This is a genomic window from Indolivaga macrotermitis, from assembly GCF_900128985.1.
Taxonomy (GTDB): Bacteria; Bacteroidota; Bacteroidia; order Bacteroidales; family Dysgonomonadaceae; genus Dysgonomonas_A; species Dysgonomonas_A macrotermitis.
The window spans coordinates 91,091-110,079 of record NZ_FQUC01000006.1; the positions used below are offsets into that span (position 1 = coordinate 91,091).

Below are 18,989 nucleotides of genomic sequence, written 5' to 3' on the forward strand. Positions count from 1 at the left end.
ATTTAATATAGTATGAAATAAAACAGTTTCAACTTATTTTATCCTTCAGTTCTTCGAGTTCCATAGTCAGGAGTTCCCATGTACTCATCTCGTTCTCAATATCTTTTGTTAGTTTTCCATGCTTTTCGAACAAAGATGTGTCTGCGGCTCCATCGGGAGTAGCTAAAATTTCTTCGAGAGAAGCTTTCTCTTCTTCCAGTTTTTCTATTTTAGATTCTGTTTCCGATATTGATTTTTCCTGACGTTTTATAAGCCGGCCTAGCTCCTTTCGTTCTTCGTATGACAATTTATTTTCGGATTGAACAGCTTTCGTCTCTGTTTTTGGAGCATCCTCTACCTTGTTCGCCACAGGCATCTCCAATTCCTGTAAAGTATCCATTTTTTTCTTTTGCAAGAATTCATAAATTCCACACAAGTGCTCTTTTACCTGCTGATTGCCAAACTCATAAACCTTATCAACCAAACCATCCAGAAATTCACGGTCGTGTGATACTACAATCACCGTTCCGTCAAACTCCTTGATCGCCTCCTTCAATACATCTTTCGATCTCATATCGAGGTGATTAGTCGGCTCATCGAGTATCAATAAATTCACAGGTTCGAGCAACAAGCGAATCATAGCCAAACGGCTGCGTTCTCCTCCCGACAGCACCTTCACCTTTTTATCGGAAGCCTCGCCGCCAAACATAAAGGCTCCCAGAATATCCCGTATTTTGGTACGGATATCGCCAGTTGCAACATAATCGATAGTTTCGAAAACAGTCTTACTCTCGTCTAACAACGAAGCCTGATTCTGAGCAAAATACCCGATCTTCACATTGTGCCCCAACTCCAGTTTTCCTTTGAAATCGGTCTCTCCCATAATACATTTGACCAACGTAGACTTACCCTCTCCGTTTTTACCCACAAAGGCTACTTTATCCCCCCTATTGATAGTCAATGTTACATCTTTGAAGATAAGATGGGCTCCGTATGATTTTTCGACATTTTCTGCTATAACCGGATATGAACCCGAACGTGGAGCAGGTGGAAATTTTAAACGCAACGAAGAATTATCCTCCTCATCAATCTCCAACCGTTCTATTTTTTCCAGCTGCTTTATTCTAGATTGTACTTGTACAGCTTTGGTTGCCTTGTAACGAAAACGTTCTATAAAATCTTCTGTATCCTGAATCTGTTTTTGCTGATTCTCATAAGCTCTTATTTGCTGTTCGCGCCGTTCTTTTCGCAACTCTACATATTTCGAATAGCTTACCTTATAGTCATATGTTTTACCCAATACTATTTCTATAGTACGAATAGTTACAGCATCAAGAAATGCGCGGTCGTGCGATACCAGAATAACAGCATTGGCACGAGTCGCCAAAAAGTTTTCGAGCCATTGAATCGATTCTATGTCCAAATGGTTAGTGGGCTCATCGAGCAATAATACATCCGGACGGCGCAATAAGAGTTTCGCCAGCTCTATACGCATACGCCACCCTCCGCTAAACTCACTGGTAGGACGGTCGAAATCAATACGCTTAAAACCCAACCCAATTAGAGTACGCTCTACCTCGGCCAGAAAATTACCTCCGCCCGACATCAGGAATTGCTCATTCAGATATGCCGACCGATCGATCAGATCGTGATATTCTTTGGATTCGTAATCAGTACGTTCAGTCAGCTGTTGGTTCACAGATTCGAGTTCCGACTCGAGCTGCTGCACATGGTCAAAAGCCAAAGAGGCTTCCTCCAACACAGTATTTCCTTCAGTCAGGGTCATATGCTGCGGCAAATAACCTATTGTCAAATCTTTAGGGTATGAGATATTTCCCTTAGTCGGTTCCTGTATTCCTGCGAATATTTTGAGCATAGTAGATTTACCTGCCCCATTTTTCCCAACAAGGGCTATGCGATCTTTTTTATTGACCACAAATGATATATTATCAAATAGCGGACGCCCGCTAAATTCTACTGTTAATCCTTCTACTGAAATCACTTCTGTTATATTTTAATCATACAAAAGTACGATTTTATTTTTTGCTCCTGTTATATGAATGAGATACTGCTGGTTTTATCTATTAAATAAATAGTAGTGAGAGATTCAAAAATAAAATATGATAAAAATGATGTTTTTTGTACACCTTTGTCACTTTCTGACATTTTACAGTCTAATTTAGAAGCAGTTAAAAAAGTGACAAAGTAAACACAGGTGTCACTTTTTTGTCACCTTTCTGTTACCGCACAAAGGATATCAAAAAACGAACAATGTGATATTAAGTTAATAAAAGCCTGTATTTTCTGATATACTATTTTAATTTCTTTCTATCTTTGAATATTTGTTTCATTTATTATAAATTTATTAATAAGCATATATAGTATTCTTTGAATTGATGCAAATAGTGCAATTTGCTTATTATAACAACAAAAAGGTCTAAGACCTTAAATTTAAGAAAGTATATTAAGATGAAAACTTACACCAACGTTAAAGATCTGGGAGACCTGAAAGCTGCTGTAAAAGAAGCCCTTGAGATCAAGAAAAACAGATACGCTTACAAGCATCTGGGAGAAAACAAGACTTTATTGATGGTCTTCTTCAACTCTAGTCTACGCACACGCCTCAGTACTCAAAAAGCAGGAATGAACTTAGGCATGAACACCATAGTACTCGATATTAATCAGGGTGCGTGGAAACTGGAGACAGAACGTGGTGTAATTATGGATGGCGATAAGACGGAGCATCTTCTCGAAGCCATTCCGGTAATGGGTTGTTATTGTGATATTATCGGAGTACGGGCTTTTGCTCAATTCGAAAACAAGCAAGACGACTACGAAGAAAAGATACTCAACCAGTTTATCAAATATTCAGGAAAACCCGTATTCAGTATGGAAGCTGCTACAGGACATCCTTTACAGGCTTTTGCCGACCTTATCACTATTGAGGAATACAAAAAGACCGAACGTCCTAAAGTGGTGTTAACATGGGCTCCGCATCCAAAGGCATTACCACAGGCTGTTCCTAATTCTTTTGCTGACTTTATGAACGAAGCCGATGTTGATTTTGTTATAACACATCCCGAAGGTTACGAATTGGGCTCCCAATTTGTCAGAGGGGCAAAAATCGAATACGATCAGGACAAAGCTTTAGCTGGGGCAGATTTTGTATATGCTAAAAACTGGGCTGCATATACTGATCCGAACTATGGGAAAATACTAAGCAAAGACAGGGCATGGACTATTTCGACCGAAAAGATGGCTCTTACAAATAATGCTTACTTTATGCATTGCCTGCCTGTACGACGCAATATGATTGTAACAGACGAAGTTATCGAGAGCCCCCAGTCAATTGTAATTCCCGAAGCTGCTAATCGCGAAATCTCGGCACAAACGGTTATCAAACGAATACTGGAAAACTTATAAGGTAAATTCTCTCATGAAAAGAAATATTTCATTAGATTATTTAAAGGTAGTTCTAAGTATATTAGTGGTATTAATACACCTTAAGCCACTGGTTAAAAGCGATGTTTATATACTCAATATTATCAGTTGGGAAGTAACTGAAGGTATTGCGCGTATTGCTGTTCCTTGTTTTTTTATACTCAATGGTTATTTCTTAGGCAAGAAACTAATTAACAGCATATTATTAAAAGAACATTGCACCTTTTTACTCAAAATATATATTATCTGGATACTTATCTATTTATCATTATATGCCTCTTTGGGCTCTTTTGAAACATCTTCAGCATCAATAGTACCTATCATCAAAAGCATTATCATCGGATTCGAACATTTGTGGTATATCTTGGCCTTGATTGAAGCTCTTATTATAATATTTGTATTGGAAAAACTCATTCCATCCGAAAAAACAAAATCCATAATCTTTTTATCATTATTCTTGTTCTGTGCCGGATATTGGATACAGAATAAATACATACTTGATATCGGCAAATTCGCATCAAGAAATGCTTTATTTATTGGGGTTCCTTTTATCTATCTCGGAATATTAATTAGAAAGAAAGAGAGTATTTTACTGAAATTCAAATCAAAGTATTTACTAATAATTTCACTCTGTGCTTTCTTTCTACTTTTGTTAGAAGCGTACTTTTCTTTTCTGAAAGGATATTCGGTAGATATATACATTTCTTTAATTATACTATCGCCTTGCGTTATATTATTCTTTATCAAAAGAAGTCATTACACGATGCAGTACAATGACTTTATTAAAGATTTAGCCCCGACTATATTTTATAGCCATGGCGTAATACTTACCTTGGTCAGGCTCTTTCCGGGACACGTTGATAATATTTTCCAGATACCGATTATATTATTATTCACATTATGCCTGTCTTGTATTCTTATGAAAATCAATAAAAATATAAAAATCTTTTTTTAGCAAAACAAAATATGAAAAAGTTACACTATTATTTACCATTAGCATTACTTACAGCAACGTCAGTGACGATAGTAGGCTGCAAGCAAAAAGCAAAAGCACAGGAGGAAATTGTTGTGGAAAAAGGTCTCGATTTAAACAATCTGGATACTACAGCTAATCCGGGTTCCAGTTTTTTCCGTTATGCAACCGGCGGATGGGCAGATGCCAATCCTATACCTGACGAATATTCTCGTTACGGATCATTTGACCAGCTACGCGAAAATAACCAGAAACAGATCAAAGACCTTATTGAAGAATTAGGTAAAACCGAGCACAAAAACGGTACTACTCCTCAAAAGATCGGAGACCTGTACAAGGCCGGTATGGACAGCGTAAAGCTTAACAAAGACGGAGCTTCTCCTATCAAAGACCAATTGGCTACTATTGCAGCTGCTAAAACAGTAGATGATATTATAACTTTGACCGGTAAACTCAGACACTATACGTCAGCTCCATTCTTCGGATTCTATGTAGGAGCCGATGATATGAACAGCTCGATGAATATCGCCCACATCTATCAAAGCGGACTTGGACTTGGCGAACGCGAATACTACATCGCTACAGATGCTACATCTAAAGCTTTGCGTGAAGGGTACATCAAACTTATCCAGACTCAGTTCGAATACGCCGGATACACTGCGGATGCTGCAAAGGCCGCTTCCGAATCGGTAATGAAGATTGAAACAGCATTGGCTAAAGCTCATTTCGAAAAAGAAAAAACCCGTATCCCCGAACTAAACTACCACAAAATGCAGGTTAGCAGCCTGAACGATTCGGTTGCGAAATTCAATTGGGACTTATTCTTTACCTCTATAGGAGCAAAGGATATGAAAGAGTTGAACGTTTCTCAGATCGAACCTATAGCTGCCGCTGTAAAACTGATACAGAGTACACCTGTTGAAGATTCGAAAGCATATCTGTCATGGAACCTGATAAATGCCTCAGCCAAATATCTTGATGACAAATTTGTAAATGCAAACTTCGAATTCTATGGCAAACAACTTAGCGGAAGCAAAGTAATTCAGCCTCGCTGGAAACGCACAGTGAATACCATCAATGATGCGTTGGGTGAAGAAGTCGGACAAATGTATGTAGAAAAATACTTCCCTCCTAAAGCTAAGGAGCGTATGCTTAACCTTGTAAAAGGTCTGCAGGAATCGTTAAGCGAACGTATCAACAACCTTGAATGGATGAGCAAAGAAACAAAGGCTAAAGCTCAGGAAAAATTAGGTACATTTATCGTTAAGATCGGTTATCCTGACAAGTGGAGAGATATCTCTTCTCTAGAAATTAAAGAAGACAGCTATTGGGCAAACATTGTCCGCGCTTCAGAATACGAGTTCAATTTTATGTTAGGAAAACTTGGCAAACCTGTTGACCGTGCCGAATGGTTGATGTCTCCTCAGACAGTGAATGCTTATTACAATCCTACTACTAACGAGATTTGTTTCCCTGCCGGTATTCTTCAACCTCCTTTCTTCTACATGAATGGTGATGATGCTATCAACTATGGAGCTATCGGTGTAGTTATCGGACACGAAATGACTCACGGATTTGACGATCAAGGCCGTAAATACGATAAAAACGGAAATATGACCGATTGGTGGACTGCTGACGATGCTAAGAAATTCGAAGAAAGAACTAAAGTATTATCTGATTTCTTTGACAATATCAAAGTATTGGGCGACCTCCATGCTAACGGTAAATTCACTCTTGGTGAAAACATAGCAGACCAGGGAGGATTACAAGTGTCTTACTATGCATTTATGAAAACTAAAGATGGTCAATCAACAGAAAAGATAGATGGGTTCACACCTCAACAACGTTTCTTCCTTTCTTATGCTAACCTATGGGCCGGAAATATCAGAGATGCAGAGATTACACGTCTTACCAAAATAGATCCGCATGCTTTAGGCAAATGGCGTGTAGACGGAGCTTTGCCTCATGTTGAACCTTGGTATCAAGCCTTCAACATCACAGAAGCAGACTCATTGTTTATTCCTAAAGAAAAACGGGTTTCTATCTGGTAATTAAGCGATCCGATTATAAATAAGAGAACAGGCTGAAATATTTCAGTCTGTTCTTTCTTTATATCAAGGTAATATCGGCAATCTATTTTTTAGTTAAAAAGAGATGTTTTCAGAGGAATAAACACTAAATTAGCGTGATTTTTGGCGTATATACAAAACATCAAAAAGTAAGATTCAAGCAATAATAATGGAATTTAATAAACATTCAGAGTATCATATTTTTGATTCTCTAATTGATAATAACATACATTTTGCTCTATTCAGATTACCTTACGCAGATAATATTAATCTGATATTGCAAAAGTCGGAAGACAGTTACTCTTTTAATCAGCTCGATCAGCTCAATTCAAAGAAAGGGTTTGTAATAGCTCCGTATAACATTTCGGGAAGCTGCCCTATCCTGCTTATTTCACCTGATGTGGTGCTAAATAGTAAAGATGCAATTTTCGATTATATCAGTTCATTGAATCTACAGTCAAGACCTAAAGTAGCCGGCCTGTCTCCAATAGTACAACATGATAGTAACTCTTTCAACAGATATCAAAAAGTATACGAAGCTTTTCAGGAAGAGCTAGAATCAGGAACATCTTCAAAACTCGTACTTTCGCGAACATTCGATATAGAGAGAGGAGAGCATTTCTCACCAGGGGCATCCTTCCACAAAGCATGTGTAAAGTATCCTAATAACTTTGTATATCTATGTCATACCCCTGTTTCGGGCACATGGTTAGGTTGTTCACCTGAGAAACTAATATCAGGGAAAGACGGTAAATGGCAAACCGATGCTTTAGCCGGAACACAGAAGGTAAAATCGGCTGATGAACCTGTTATTTGGGATAACAAGAATAAGCTCGAACAACAGATTGTTGCAGACTACATGCAACAACAGCTACAGAAGGCAGGAATACAGGCTACCAATAAAGAAGCGGAAACTATACAAGCCGGAGACTTACTACACCTCAGAAGTGAGTTTTCGTTTGAATTAGATAAACCCGAAAATCTCGGTGATATATTACAATTATTGCATCCGAGCCCGGCTGTAAACGGATTCCCTAAAGATGAAGCATTCCGCTTTATCCTCGACAACGAAGGGTATCCCCGTAGTTACTATTCGGGATTTCTCGGTTTATTAGATCCCGGTGACCAAACCGATTTGTATGTCAATCTCCGTTGTATGCAAGTCACAGGTAATACTCTCAGGTTATATGCAGGAGGGGGTATTCTTCCATCATCCGACCTCTTTTCGGAATGGAAAGAAACCGAGAACAAACTACAAACTATTTTATCAATCATAGAAAACTTATAATATATGTTTTCGACTAAAAAGAATATATTGCAGACAGTAGCATTGCTTAAAGCATATGGTATAAAGCAAATTGTGCTTTCGCCCGGCTCCCGCAATGCTCCATTGATGCAAACATTTACACAAGAACCGTATTTCAATTGTCATATAATAGTCGATGAGCGTAACGCTGCATTTTATGCCCTTGGAATCATACAAGCCACTCTGGAACCGGTAGCAATTTGTTGCACATCAGGTTCGGCATTACTCAATTATGCACCAGCTGTTAGTGAAGCATACTATCAGCAACTGCCATTGATCGTTATTTCGGCCGACCGTTCGCCGGAATGGATCGGGCAAATGGACGGGCAAACTTTACCTCAACCCGGAGTCTTCGGATCCTTAGTTAAGAAAGCCGTCAATCTTCCCGAAATTAAGAACGAGACAGACGAATGGTACTGTAATCGCTTGATAAACGAGGCTCTTATTACTTGTACATCAAACGCACCCGGTCCTGTTCAAATAAATATACCATTGGGCGAACCTCTTTTTGACTATAGCGAGAAGAACTTGCCTGAAGTCCGTAAGATACATCCATCAAGACCCCTAAAAACAGTAAAAATCAAGCCTTTCATTGAAAAATGGAATGCATTACCTAAGCGGATTATCCTTATCGGACAAATGTTTTACTCTCAAGAGTTACTCAAAACCTTAGAAACATTAACAGATAAATATGGTTGTGTTATACTAACTGAACATATATCCAATTGTACATCGTCCGATTTCATTTCAAACTTTGACACCCTGCTATACAGCCTACCGGAAGAAGCTAAAGAGACGTATCGTCCTGATCTTCTCATTACTTTAGGCGGACATATAATATCAAAAAGGTTGAAACACTTTTTCAGGCAATTCAAACCCAAAGAACATTGGCTATTAACCGAATCAGGAGAAATAACCGATCTGTTCCAGTCATTAACTGATTTGATTGAAGCAGACTCTATTACTTTCCTTTCAGAATTAGCTCAAAGCAGCTATGAAACCGAAAGCTCTAACTTCTATCATCTATGGAAAGATTCAACAAATCGAATCGAAGAACCATCTGACGATATTCCTTACACAGACATATGGGCCACCAAACAATTCCTAAAAACATTGCCTCCTAATTCTGTTTTGCACTTAGCTAACAGTTCGGCTGTTCGCAATGCACAACTATTTCAAATAGACAAATCCATCAGGATATATTCAAACAGAGGTGTAAACGGAATAGAAAGTACCCTACCCTCCGTTATAGGCTTTGCATCTGTACACCCCGATCCTGTATACCTGATAATTGGCGACCTCAGCTTTTTCTACGGACTGAATGCCCTTTGGAATATAAAGCATATACACAATCTCCGTATCTTATTAGTAAATAATGGAGGAGGTGGAATTTTTCATTTATTACCAGGCCTAAACAAGTCAGCGTCATTAAATGAATATGTCGCGGCTGAGCACTCCACAAATGCCAAAGATTGGGCTGTAGCAGCAGGGATCGGATACCTGTCTGCAAAAGGTAAAGAAGAATTAAAGTCACAATTCTCTTCTTTTATGGCTGAATCATCGAAGCAGTCTATTATCCTTGAAGTAATTGTTGACATGGAAACCTGTAAAAAGACATTTCAGGAATACTTTCACAACCAGAAACAGAGAATAAATTAATTAAAACGAAGAATATGGCTACAGAAAGAAAATGGGAAACCATTAAAGAATACGAAGAAATCCTCTTTGATTACTTCGAAGGAATAGGACGTATTACAATAAACCGTCCACGTTACCGCAATGCTTTTACTCCCACCACAACGATGGAGATAGCCGATGCTTTACGAATCTGCCACGAAGATCAGGATATCTATGTAATTGTGCTGACAGGTGCCGGAGATAAAGCATTCTGCTCAGGAGGCGATCAGAATGTAAAAGGAAAAGGAGGATATATCGGTAAAGACGGTGTACCCCGTTTACAAGTACTGGAAGTACAAAAGCTGATCCGCTCGATGCCTAAGCCTGTAATTGCGATGGTTAATGGATATGCTATCGGAGGCGGACATGTGTTACAGGTAGTATGCGATATCTCAATTGCATCCGACAATGCTATATTCGGTCAAACAGGACCTCGTGTCGGCAGCTTCGATGCCGGATTCGGATCTTCTTATCTGGCACGTATTGTAGGACAAAAGAAAGCCCGCGAAATATGGTTCCTTTGCCGCCAATACTCAGCTCAGGAAGCATTAGATATGGGTCTTGTCAATACAGTTGTTCCTTTTGACCAGCTAGAAGACGAGACTGTTAAATGGGCACACGAGATGATGCAACACAGCCCCATGGCCTTACGTATGATCAAAATGGGCTTGAACGCAGAATTAGACGGACAAGCCGGAATACAGGAACTGGCCGGTAATGCCACTTTACTATATTATCTGACTGACGAAGCGCAGGAAGGTAAACACGCATTCTTAGAAAAACGGAAGCCCGATTTCAAGAAATATCCTAAATTTCCCTGATCGTGAAACTAAAAGTACAGATAGTACCCTATACCTTACAATTTAAACGCCCTGCCGGTACTTCGCGGGGCGTTTATGTAGATCATAAAATATGGTATGTTATTGTATCATCGCCCGATAATCCTGATCTCTGGGGCATCGGGGAATGTGCTCCTCTATTTGATCTAAGTTGTGATTATAATGACAATTATGAACAAACACTTAGCAGCTTTTGTCAAAAATTGTCGCAAGAAGGGCAACTGGATATAGAAGCACTCCGACCTTATCCATCTATCCTTTTCGGATTGGAAACGGCTATGCTACATTATCAGCAGAACAGTTTTCAGCTTTGGAATACGACTTTCGCCAAAGGAGAAACAGGTATACCTATCAATGGCCTAATCTGGATGGGCGAATTCGACTATATGCTTGAACAGATAGAAGTTAAAATGCAACAAGGTTTCCGTTGCATTAAGCTAAAGATAGGAGCTATCAACTTTGAGGATGAATTGAAATTATTGAAACATATCCGTAAACATTTCTCAGCAGAAGACATTACTTTACGTGTAGATGCAAATGGAGGTTTCACACCCGAAGATGCGCTGTATAAACTAAAACGTCTGGCAGAGTTAGATCTTCATTCGATAGAGCAACCGATCAAAACCGGACAATGGAAACATATGAGAACACTGACTCAAAATACACCTTTACCAATTGCCCTCGACGAAGAATTAATCGGCATAAATACGCCTGAACTGAAAAAACAGCTGTTAGAAGAAATAAGACCCCAATATATTATATTGAAGCCAACCTTACATGGAGGTATAAGCGGATCTATGGAGTGGATAAACCTGGCTGACTCGAAGGATATCGACTGGTGGGTAACCTCTGCATTAGAGTCCAATATTGGTTTGAATGCTATTGCCCAATGGTGTTCCACATTAAACAATCCACTACCTCAGGGATTAGGCACAGGTGCATTATATACCAATAATATAGAAATGCCGTTGGAGATAAGAGGCGATTGCTTATGGTATAACCCGAATGGAAAATTCTTTACAAAAGAAAACCTATTATAAGTATGTACGAATTTGACAGGAATAAACAAACCATAGCCATCGAAGGCAAAACCTATTCAGGTAAAGACTTCGGAAAAATACCGGATAGTGGAGATAAACTATTCCGTCGCAGCTTATACACATTTCTGCATGAATGGTTTTCCGACAGCCCGACACTATCTGTACAAACATCCGGCTCAACAGGTATTCCCAAGGAAATACTTATCGAAAAAGATCGAATGATGCAAAGTGCCCGTTTAACTTGCTCTTTTCTCGGCTTAGAAAAAGGCGACACGGCTTTGTTATGTATGGACTTAAAATATATCGGCGCCAAAATGGTGGTTGTCCGTTCTTTAATTGCCGGATTGAACCTACATATAATACCTCCATCGGGTAATCCGCTAAAACAAACAGACATCCCATATGATTTTGCAGCTATGGTTCCTCTCCAAATCTACAATAGCCTGCAGGACGAAATCGAAAAAGAGCGGCTTTCAAATATCAAGCACCTGATTATAGGAGGAGGCGCTATTGATCCGAATATTGCCACAGCAATACATAGTTTTCCTAACAATGTTTACTCAACTTATGGTATGACAGAGACTCTGTCTCATATCGCTCTACGCAAACTTAACGGAGCAAATGCTTCTGACAGATACTTCCCTTTCGAGTCTGTATCATTATCCTTGTCTGACGATAATACCCTTATCATAGATGCTCCTCTGGTTAATCCCGAAAAGCTACATACCAATGATATAGCCGAACTTCTCGATGATGGCAGCTTCCGTATTATCGGACGCAAAGATAACATTATCAACAGCGGGGGTATCAAAATACAGATTGAAGAAGTGGAGAAACAACTCAAACAGATAATTCCTGTAAGTTTTGCAATCTCATCCCTACCCGACCCCAAGTTTGGCGAAATAGTTGTATTAGTAATAGAGGGAAGCTTTGATATCGATGAATCTGTGATAGCTAATACACTTCCCCCATATTCTACTCCTAAAAAGATTATTAGTGTTGATACCATACCTTTAACCGAAAACGGAAAGATCAGCAGGGCTAAACTCAAAGAACTAATCCTAAAAGCCTATTAACGGTTATTTGTCAGATATTTAGGATTAACCCCAAATGAGTGGAAACTGGCACTTGTCTCTTTCAGACACGAAGGGCACAGGCAGCTTTCATAATTCTCCTTCACATAATCACGTACACCTGAAATCAGATAAACACGGGTGCAACTGCACAAATCTGTACGGTCTTCGCGACACACAAAGCTGTTAGAACAGCGTGGACATATTTTTTTCATAATTTCCAATTTTAATTAATAAATATATATTAGTCTCTCAAAACAAAAAGTCTTCATCAAAACAGTTTTACTCCTAAATCTCTTATTTGCTTTATGCCCTTGACACTTTTCTTACGAAAAAAAAGCGCTACTACACAGATGCCTATAGCCAGGCAAAATAATAGAGACGATGTCAGAATAAAATTATATACCGTATCTTGCAGTAAAACAGGGTAAGTATACCCGGTTCCTTCTTCATAAATCCGGATACAGCCAAGCATAGTCCTATAAGCATACAAACCGGGAATCATTGTAATACAAGCAGGTAAAGTATAAACTACAGGAGGGGTGTGAATCCGGTGCGCACAATATATACCGGCTAAGCCAATAAAAAGTGCCCCCGATAAAGTAGAAGCTATCAGACCAAAATCGTATTGTAGCATCACATAGCGAATACAATGCCCTAATCCTCCGAGAACACCTGCTACCCACAAAGCCCTTTTAGGAGTTTCGAATAACAGAGCAAAGCCAAATGCCACAAAAAAGCTTAATGCTATATCTTTCAGAATATCTATCAACATACATCAAAAATTACTTATTCCTATCAAATTCATACTTAAGAACATTCCAACTGCAATACATAAAAGAATAAATCCACCGAAAGCACCTCTGGCAATCGCAACCGGTATATATCCTTCGATCAGATCGATAATACAGTTTATTAACGGTACCCCGGGAATCAAAAATAAAACAGCGGTAGCCACTCCTATTTCCGGGAATTGTCCCCAGTTTAATACAGTATCAATACCTGAGATCGTTGTAGTTATAAATGAAGAAAATACAATGGCAATCATTAAGTTAAAACGGCGGCTCACCATTTCCTGCCGGACAGCCAGCCCTATAAATGAAGCTACAAATGCAAATAAGCCATTTATCCAATCACCACCGGCGAGCAAACAAAGGCAACCACAAGCAATACCTATAAAGAAACGGACTCTCCATACAGGATATTTTGCCAATACGCGCAATTCATGAAGTTGATTTTCCAGCCCCGATAAATCCTTTTTCTGCTCCAGAAACTCCCATGTAAGGACACTCGTATCAGTCAATATTCCAAAATGGGCGCCATGATGTTTTACCCTTCGATTAATAGTTACAGTATTTGCCTCATCATCCACATCGATTACAGTGACCGATATAGCTGTAAACGTCAACAGCATTTCAACTTTAAAACCATAAGTATCCGCTATCCGGGTGACATTGCGACTAATCCGTTCACAATGAGCCCCCGATTCGAGAAGTAATGTAGCAACTTCCAATACAGAATAAGCCAAACGCCTGGCTGATATTTCCATATCAATTTTCATTTATTATAAATATTTAGAACGAGACAATTTCCACAATGCTTCAAACAAGACCTTATTCTTCCGAATGTAGCCAACGAGCACAACTTATAATACAAGCTGATACTTCGAACCGATTAAGCACAATAGAAATTAATTTCCAGCGATCTGTTTTTATTCCTCGAAAAACAGAATCATACATTATCATTGGCAGGTTTTCTGACTTACTCCCATTTCAGGCGGCCTTCCCTTTTATACAAAAAGTGGCATTGGGTATTGCCCGAAACTCAAATAACGGAGTTTACAGCAGCGGGTCTGTTCAGGATTTACACCTGATTCCCTTTTCATCATAGTTCCGAGGAATCGGAAAAATGACACCAATAACTTGGTACAAATATCTAACAAAAAATCTGAAAAGTTGTTCGATCCGGAAAACTTTTTATTAACAATGCCCTCAAATGTTATCTGAACAGAATAGTCCGATATGAAATATTTTGATACTTTTGTACGCTTATAAGCTACATCTGGTATTGAATGTAATCTATTTATTACAAAGGTTTGGCTGAATAATAAAATGTATAAATTATACCCATTATCTAAATGAGTTTTATCGCACTGGCTCTCATAGCAATAACATGTATTGTTAGTATTATCGGATTTAATGATAGACGTTTCTTTTCCAGATATCTATTCAGCACATATGGTATTCAGGAAATGAAACAAGTAGACAGGCTTCTTACATCGGCATTTCTGCATGGCGATTTCATGCACCTGTTTTTCAATATGCTGGCGCTATATTTCTTTTCCGATATAATAATCCATCAGTTTAATAATGTTACATATCTCATTATTTATTTTGCGGCTGTATTAGGTGGTAATTTGCTTACTTTATGGATGTTTCGTCGCGATTCTACTTATACCGCTGTTGGAGCTTCGGGTGGTGTTTCGGGTATTATATTTGCAGCAATAGCCATATATCCTCAAATGACCATGATGATTATGCCAATCCCGATTCCCATTCCGGGCTGGTTATTCGGTATTGGATATCTGGCATATTCGGTTTACGGAATGAGAAGTTCATTAGGTAATATCGGTCATGCCGCTCACTTGGGCGGAGCAGCGATCGGGTTGATTATAGCAATTATCTTATATCCGGCAACCTTGCAATATAACACAATTTACATCGGCTTGATAGTATTACCGCTTATCTGGTTGGGGTATCTGGCTTATAAAGAGAAGTAAAATAAAATGAAAAGGTAGACTTTTACAAGTCTACCTTTTTTATTTATAAATATATGTTCAGATTTTCTTTTAAGCGAATATACCAACGATCATATAAAAAGAGAGATTCCAATTAACCACTGCTTAATTTATATTTATTATATCTATAGGTTGCTGTATTGCAATATCCATTGGTATTGCTCTGTATGTAACATTCGAAAAATCAATAGTATTCAGATCGATACTCCTGATAGTGCTGTTGTACATGGTGCGGAAATAAATGATACGATGTTCCATATCAGTAGCCGAAGTCCATTGTGTGGCACTTGGTATATCTGAGGGCACTTGCCCTATCGGAAACTCTATCCCTACCGGTATATCAAAACTATTTAATATTTGAAAACATTGAAGTACAGTACTCAGAGCTGTATCTTGTTGAGGTGCTGATGTCTGGTAAAAAGCTGCACGGACAAAACGGGAGGGAGAAGTTATATCTCCCGGCATACCTAAAAAGCCACTTCCTGCGCCGAAAGACTTTAATTCGGTGTTTCCTATATATTTAGCTGAAGCCGTACCGGTAAAAAGATTCACATAATTATTAAGATTGGTCATATGCCACTCAAAACCCGGAGAATTTGCAAGCACCCCCAGTTTATTTTCATAAAACACAGGAACACCATCTATGATCTCGAGTACGAGTTGCTGCCCCGACGTATCAGTGAATCGCCAATGGATAGTCGAAGCACGTGGATCTATACTTATAACAGATACTTTTTTAACAGCTTCTTTTACTTCGCCTACTGTTTTGCATTCACCTAACAACCAAGAAACAAGTTGTAAATCGGCTATACTCTTTTCTTTTTTTGCAACATCATAGTCTTCATATTTTCCATAATTGGGGAAATAAAACAATCCGGCCGAAAGCCCCACTTCATTTAATCCTTCAGCTACAAAATCTTTTTGTTCGACAGCCAGTCCCACATACCCATAACGGGCAGTAAAAGACATACCACCAATTCCTCCGGGAATGTACGATTGTTGAGTATGCCCTCTGGGTATAACAACATACTGGCTATTCAGATTACTTCCTCCCCATTCTATGGTACGTGCTACAATGGTAGTTTGATCTTTACTTTTCAAAGTAATACCCGTACATGATTTGGAAGGTAATGGATTAATAAATGAAGCGGCAATAGCCAGCAACATCATAGCAGGTAGTTTTGGTTTCATGTTTATTCTTTTTATGATTAACTAACAATACATGCACAATTAACAAATAGCAAGAAAAATAAGTTCAGCAATCAGTTAATTATCCCCATGATACCCACTATTTTATTCAAATAAGACAGAATAGATTTCTTTCGAATCCAATAATCTACTTATAATCAAAAAAATATTAATTGGTTTTCCTTTTCTTATACTGACGGTATCCCACAAACCCAATTATAATAAATAAAATAAACACCCATAGATTAGCTAAGAATAAAATCAATCCACATAACATACTCCAACCAAAACCAAACGCATCTATCAGTTTTTCTGTAAACGGAGGCTCATACTGTACATCTTCTTTAGCAATAGCTACATATTCAGTTTTAGAAACTTCTTTCTGATACATCCGTATAGATACGGTACTGAATTCGATGCGATCTTCCAATGATAAGTTAGCCAAATATGCTTCATCCGCCGACCGTTGGGATTCTTTCCTATTACCTTCGGCATCCACAACATCATCGAGCTTTGCTTTTCTGTTATCCACGGCATTTTCCACACGTTTACTATATCCAGCCTCCCTTTGTTGAGACAGTTTATTGGCCAGTAACGACAAAGACATTTCTTTAGCCTCCACAATACGGTAATCCATTTTTCCAACTAAAGGAGCAATAGCTTTCAGTGCCGAATCTAAAGCATAGCTGGGTACTCTGAATTGCAAAAGAGACTCCAGTGTATAGTAAGTAACCAGCTTAGCAGAATCTGCACTTATCTTGATCGTATTGAAATGTTCTGCGGTATTCCGTATTTCCGATTTTACAACAAAACCTCCGGATTGGACAGCTATTTCCTCGACACGGTAAGTAGAACTAATTACATCGTCTACTTTAAACTTCATTTCAGAGGTACGGACAAATCTTCTGTTACCAAAAGCTTTCCCCTCAATAGCAGCCGCAGAAGAAGTATAATCCTGAGCAGGTGAATTCTGAGATTCTTTACTATTCGCCTCTCCACTTACTGCAGCAGATGCTGCTTCGGATTGAATGTCTTCCTCGATCCGAAGATCACTAATACTCTCAGATTTATCTTCTTGTGCATATTTACTATTCTGTGAACAAGAAGCCAGCATTAAAAAAACTGCTGCAATTATTACGTGTTGTTTTTTCATAATAGAATATTTACTTTGATTGTACTTTTATAGAGTAACTCTTAAGAAATATTCCACAATTTAAATAATATTATTTGAAAACAATCTTATTTGCCTAAAGCTTGTAATATATCTTTTTTCAGGTCTTCCACATTTTCCAACCCTACAGACAGACGAAGTAAATTATCCTCAATACCCATTACCTCTTTCATTTCCTGAGTAAATGTCCCGTAAATAGTGGATTCAGGATGTATAATCAATGTTTTATTATCGAACAAATTGGTAGCACGGCGGATAATCTGCAATTTGTTCATAAAGTGGTAACAATCTTCTTTAGTAGCTAAACAGAAAGTTAGCATAGCTCCCGGATTTCCCACAAATAATTTATCCGACACAGTTTTGTACGGCGAACTGTTCAATTTTGTATAACCGACCTTTACGACCTTTTCATTTTCAGATAAGAACTGAGCCAACTCATAAGCCGAAGCAGCCATATGCTCGAACCGTATTTGCAGAGTTTCCATACCTAACGACTGCAACGATGCTGTCTCTGAATCCATACAAGCACCAAAGTTACGGGCAATCTCGCGTCTTAGTTTAAATGTAAAACGCTGATTTCCGTCTACTGACGAAAGTTTACTTAACTTTTTATTCTTCGACCAGTCGAAAGTTCCGTAATCAAGTATAGCTCCGCCTACACTTGTGGCTCCTCCCGAAATATATTTTGTAGAAGAAACAAGTTCAATATCAGCACCTGCTTTCCGGGCATTGAAACTACACCACGGAACGATAGTAGAATCAACAATCATCGGAATATTTTTAGCTTTTAATATTTTGGATATTTCAGGAAGATCTGCAACTTCCATGTGCGGATTAGTTATCAATTCACAGAAAAAGGCACATGTATTTTCATCTAAAGCAGATTCTATTTCGTCCAGATTATCGGTATCGACAAAACGAACTTCAACTCCGAATTCGGCTAAAGTAAATTTGAACAAAGAAAATGTATTGCCAAAAAGATGGGGTGAAGTCACGATATTACATCCGGCATAAGCTATTGTCATGAAAGTATTCGAAATTGCCGCCATACCCGAAGCCACAGACATCACAGTTTCGGCACCTGATGCCGACTTAATCTTTCTCTCAAGCATTTCTACCGAAGGGTTGGATATTCGTGTATATGTATGAGCGGTAACTTTATTCTGAAAAGCGTCAGCTATAGCTTCTGCCGTCTCAAATTCAAATGCTGCATTACGATATACCGGTAAACTGATTGCACCGTGTGCATCTTTACGACCAAATTGCGTAGTAATAATACGTGTTGCGAAACCTTCGCTCTGACAATCTTCTATTTCCATTATACAATTCCTAAATTAAAATTCGTAAAATCTCTTTATTGTATGATAACACCAATATCTGACAGAATTATTACAAAATTAATAAAATACCTGACTATTTACTGCAAAAAAAGCGAT

General features: G+C 38.5%; 16 protein-coding genes and 1 riboswitch. Of the genes, 9 read left to right on the top strand and 7 right to left on the bottom strand.

Translation table 11 applies throughout. The features are described 5' to 3' along the window. Positions 1-28 precede the first annotated feature (28 nt). Positions 29-1,981: an ABC-F family ATP-binding cassette domain-containing protein gene (locus tag BUC12_RS09680; protein WP_062180325.1), complete on the bottom strand. Its 1,953-nt coding sequence runs from the start codon at positions 1,979-1,981 to the stop codon at positions 29-31. Between the two features lie 467 nt (positions 1,982-2,448). Between BUC12_RS09680 and BUC12_RS09685 the strand changes: the two genes are divergently transcribed. From BUC12_RS09685 to BUC12_RS09720, 8 genes are all read left to right on the top strand, one after another. Then, positions 2,449-3,402 (top strand): N-acetylornithine carbamoyltransferase, encoded by a 954-nt coding sequence (locus BUC12_RS09685; protein ID WP_062180323.1) that lies wholly within the window; start codon positions 2,449-2,451, stop codon positions 3,400-3,402. Between the two features lie 13 nt (positions 3,403-3,415). Then, positions 3,416-4,375 (top strand): acyltransferase family protein, encoded by a 960-nt coding sequence (locus BUC12_RS20460; RefSeq protein ID WP_062180321.1) that lies wholly within the window; start codon positions 3,416-3,418, stop codon positions 4,373-4,375. Between the two features lie 11 nt (positions 4,376-4,386). Continuing rightward, a complete protein-coding gene (locus BUC12_RS09695; RefSeq protein WP_062180315.1) occupies positions 4,387-6,444 on the top strand; it encodes a M13 family metallopeptidase in 2,058 nt (685 codons plus the stop codon). A gap of 187 nt (positions 6,445-6,631) precedes the next feature. After that, entirely contained in the window at positions 6,632-7,750 is a 1,119-nt protein-coding gene (locus BUC12_RS09700) for an isochorismate synthase (RefSeq protein WP_062180314.1), read from the top strand. A gap of 3 nt (positions 7,751-7,753) precedes the next feature. Further along, the gene (gene menD, locus BUC12_RS09705) at positions 7,754-9,427 is read left to right on the top strand and encodes a 2-succinyl-5-enolpyruvyl-6-hydroxy-3-cyclohexene-1-carboxylic-acid synthase (protein ID WP_062180313.1); all 1,674 of its coding nucleotides are present in this window, start codon (positions 7,754-7,756) and stop codon (positions 9,425-9,427) included. 14 nt (positions 9,428-9,441) lie between these two features. Then, positions 9,442-10,266, top strand: a complete 825-nt coding sequence (menB, locus tag BUC12_RS09710) for a 1,4-dihydroxy-2-naphthoyl-CoA synthase (protein ID WP_062180312.1) — start codon at positions 9,442-9,444, stop codon at positions 10,264-10,266. A 2-nt stretch (positions 10,267-10,268) separates the two neighbouring features. Continuing rightward, complete coding sequence (locus BUC12_RS09715; protein ID WP_062180311.1) at positions 10,269-11,324, top strand: o-succinylbenzoate synthase; 1,056 nt, start codon at positions 10,269-10,271, stop codon at positions 11,322-11,324. A 2-nt stretch (positions 11,325-11,326) separates the two neighbouring features. After that, on the top strand, positions 11,327-12,400 hold the full coding sequence (locus BUC12_RS09720) for an AMP-binding protein (protein WP_062180309.1): 1,074 nt from the start codon (positions 11,327-11,329) through the stop codon (positions 12,398-12,400). Here BUC12_RS09720 and BUC12_RS09725 read toward each other — a convergent pair. From BUC12_RS09725 to BUC12_RS09735, 3 genes are read right to left on the bottom strand one after another with little or no spacing between them, the layout of a single operon-like run. Further along, complete coding sequence (locus BUC12_RS09725; RefSeq protein ID WP_062180307.1) at positions 12,397-12,612, bottom strand: cysteine-rich CWC family protein; 216 nt, start codon at positions 12,610-12,612, stop codon at positions 12,397-12,399. The two genes, BUC12_RS09720 and BUC12_RS09725, sit on opposite strands and share 4 nt — an antisense overlap. 56 nt (positions 12,613-12,668) lie before the next feature. Next, entirely contained in the window at positions 12,669-13,172 is a 504-nt protein-coding gene (locus BUC12_RS09730) for a threonine/serine exporter family protein (protein ID WP_062180304.1), read from the bottom strand. A 3-nt stretch (positions 13,173-13,175) separates the two neighbouring features. After that, complete coding sequence (locus BUC12_RS09735) at positions 13,176-13,958, bottom strand: threonine/serine exporter family protein (protein ID WP_062180301.1); 783 nt, start codon at positions 13,956-13,958, stop codon at positions 13,176-13,178. 168 nt (positions 13,959-14,126) lie between these two features. After that, positions 14,127-14,331, bottom strand: a riboswitch (cobalamin riboswitch). A gap of 203 nt (positions 14,332-14,534) precedes the next feature. On the opposite strand from BUC12_RS09735, the gene BUC12_RS09740 reads away from it, so the two are divergent. Further along, entirely contained in the window at positions 14,535-15,176 is a 642-nt protein-coding gene (locus BUC12_RS09740) for a rhomboid family intramembrane serine protease (protein ID WP_062180298.1), read from the top strand. Between the two features lie 123 nt (positions 15,177-15,299). Here BUC12_RS09740 and BUC12_RS09745 read toward each other — a convergent pair whose 3' ends face one another. The 3 genes from BUC12_RS09745 to BUC12_RS09755 form a co-directional block, all read right to left on the bottom strand. Next, a complete protein-coding gene (locus BUC12_RS09745; protein ID WP_062180295.1) occupies positions 15,300-16,385 on the bottom strand; it encodes a linear amide C-N hydrolase in 1,086 nt (361 codons plus the stop codon). Positions 16,386-16,551: 166 nt separating this feature from the next. Next, positions 16,552-17,535, bottom strand: coding sequence for a DUF4349 domain-containing protein (locus BUC12_RS09750; protein WP_082141911.1), 984 nt, complete (start codon positions 17,533-17,535; stop codon positions 16,552-16,554). Positions 17,536-17,621: 86 nt separating this feature from the next. Beyond that, positions 17,622-18,872, bottom strand: a complete 1,251-nt coding sequence (locus BUC12_RS09755; protein ID WP_062180288.1) for a PLP-dependent transferase — start codon at positions 18,870-18,872, stop codon at positions 17,622-17,624. Positions 18,873-18,989: the final 117 nt, after the last annotated feature.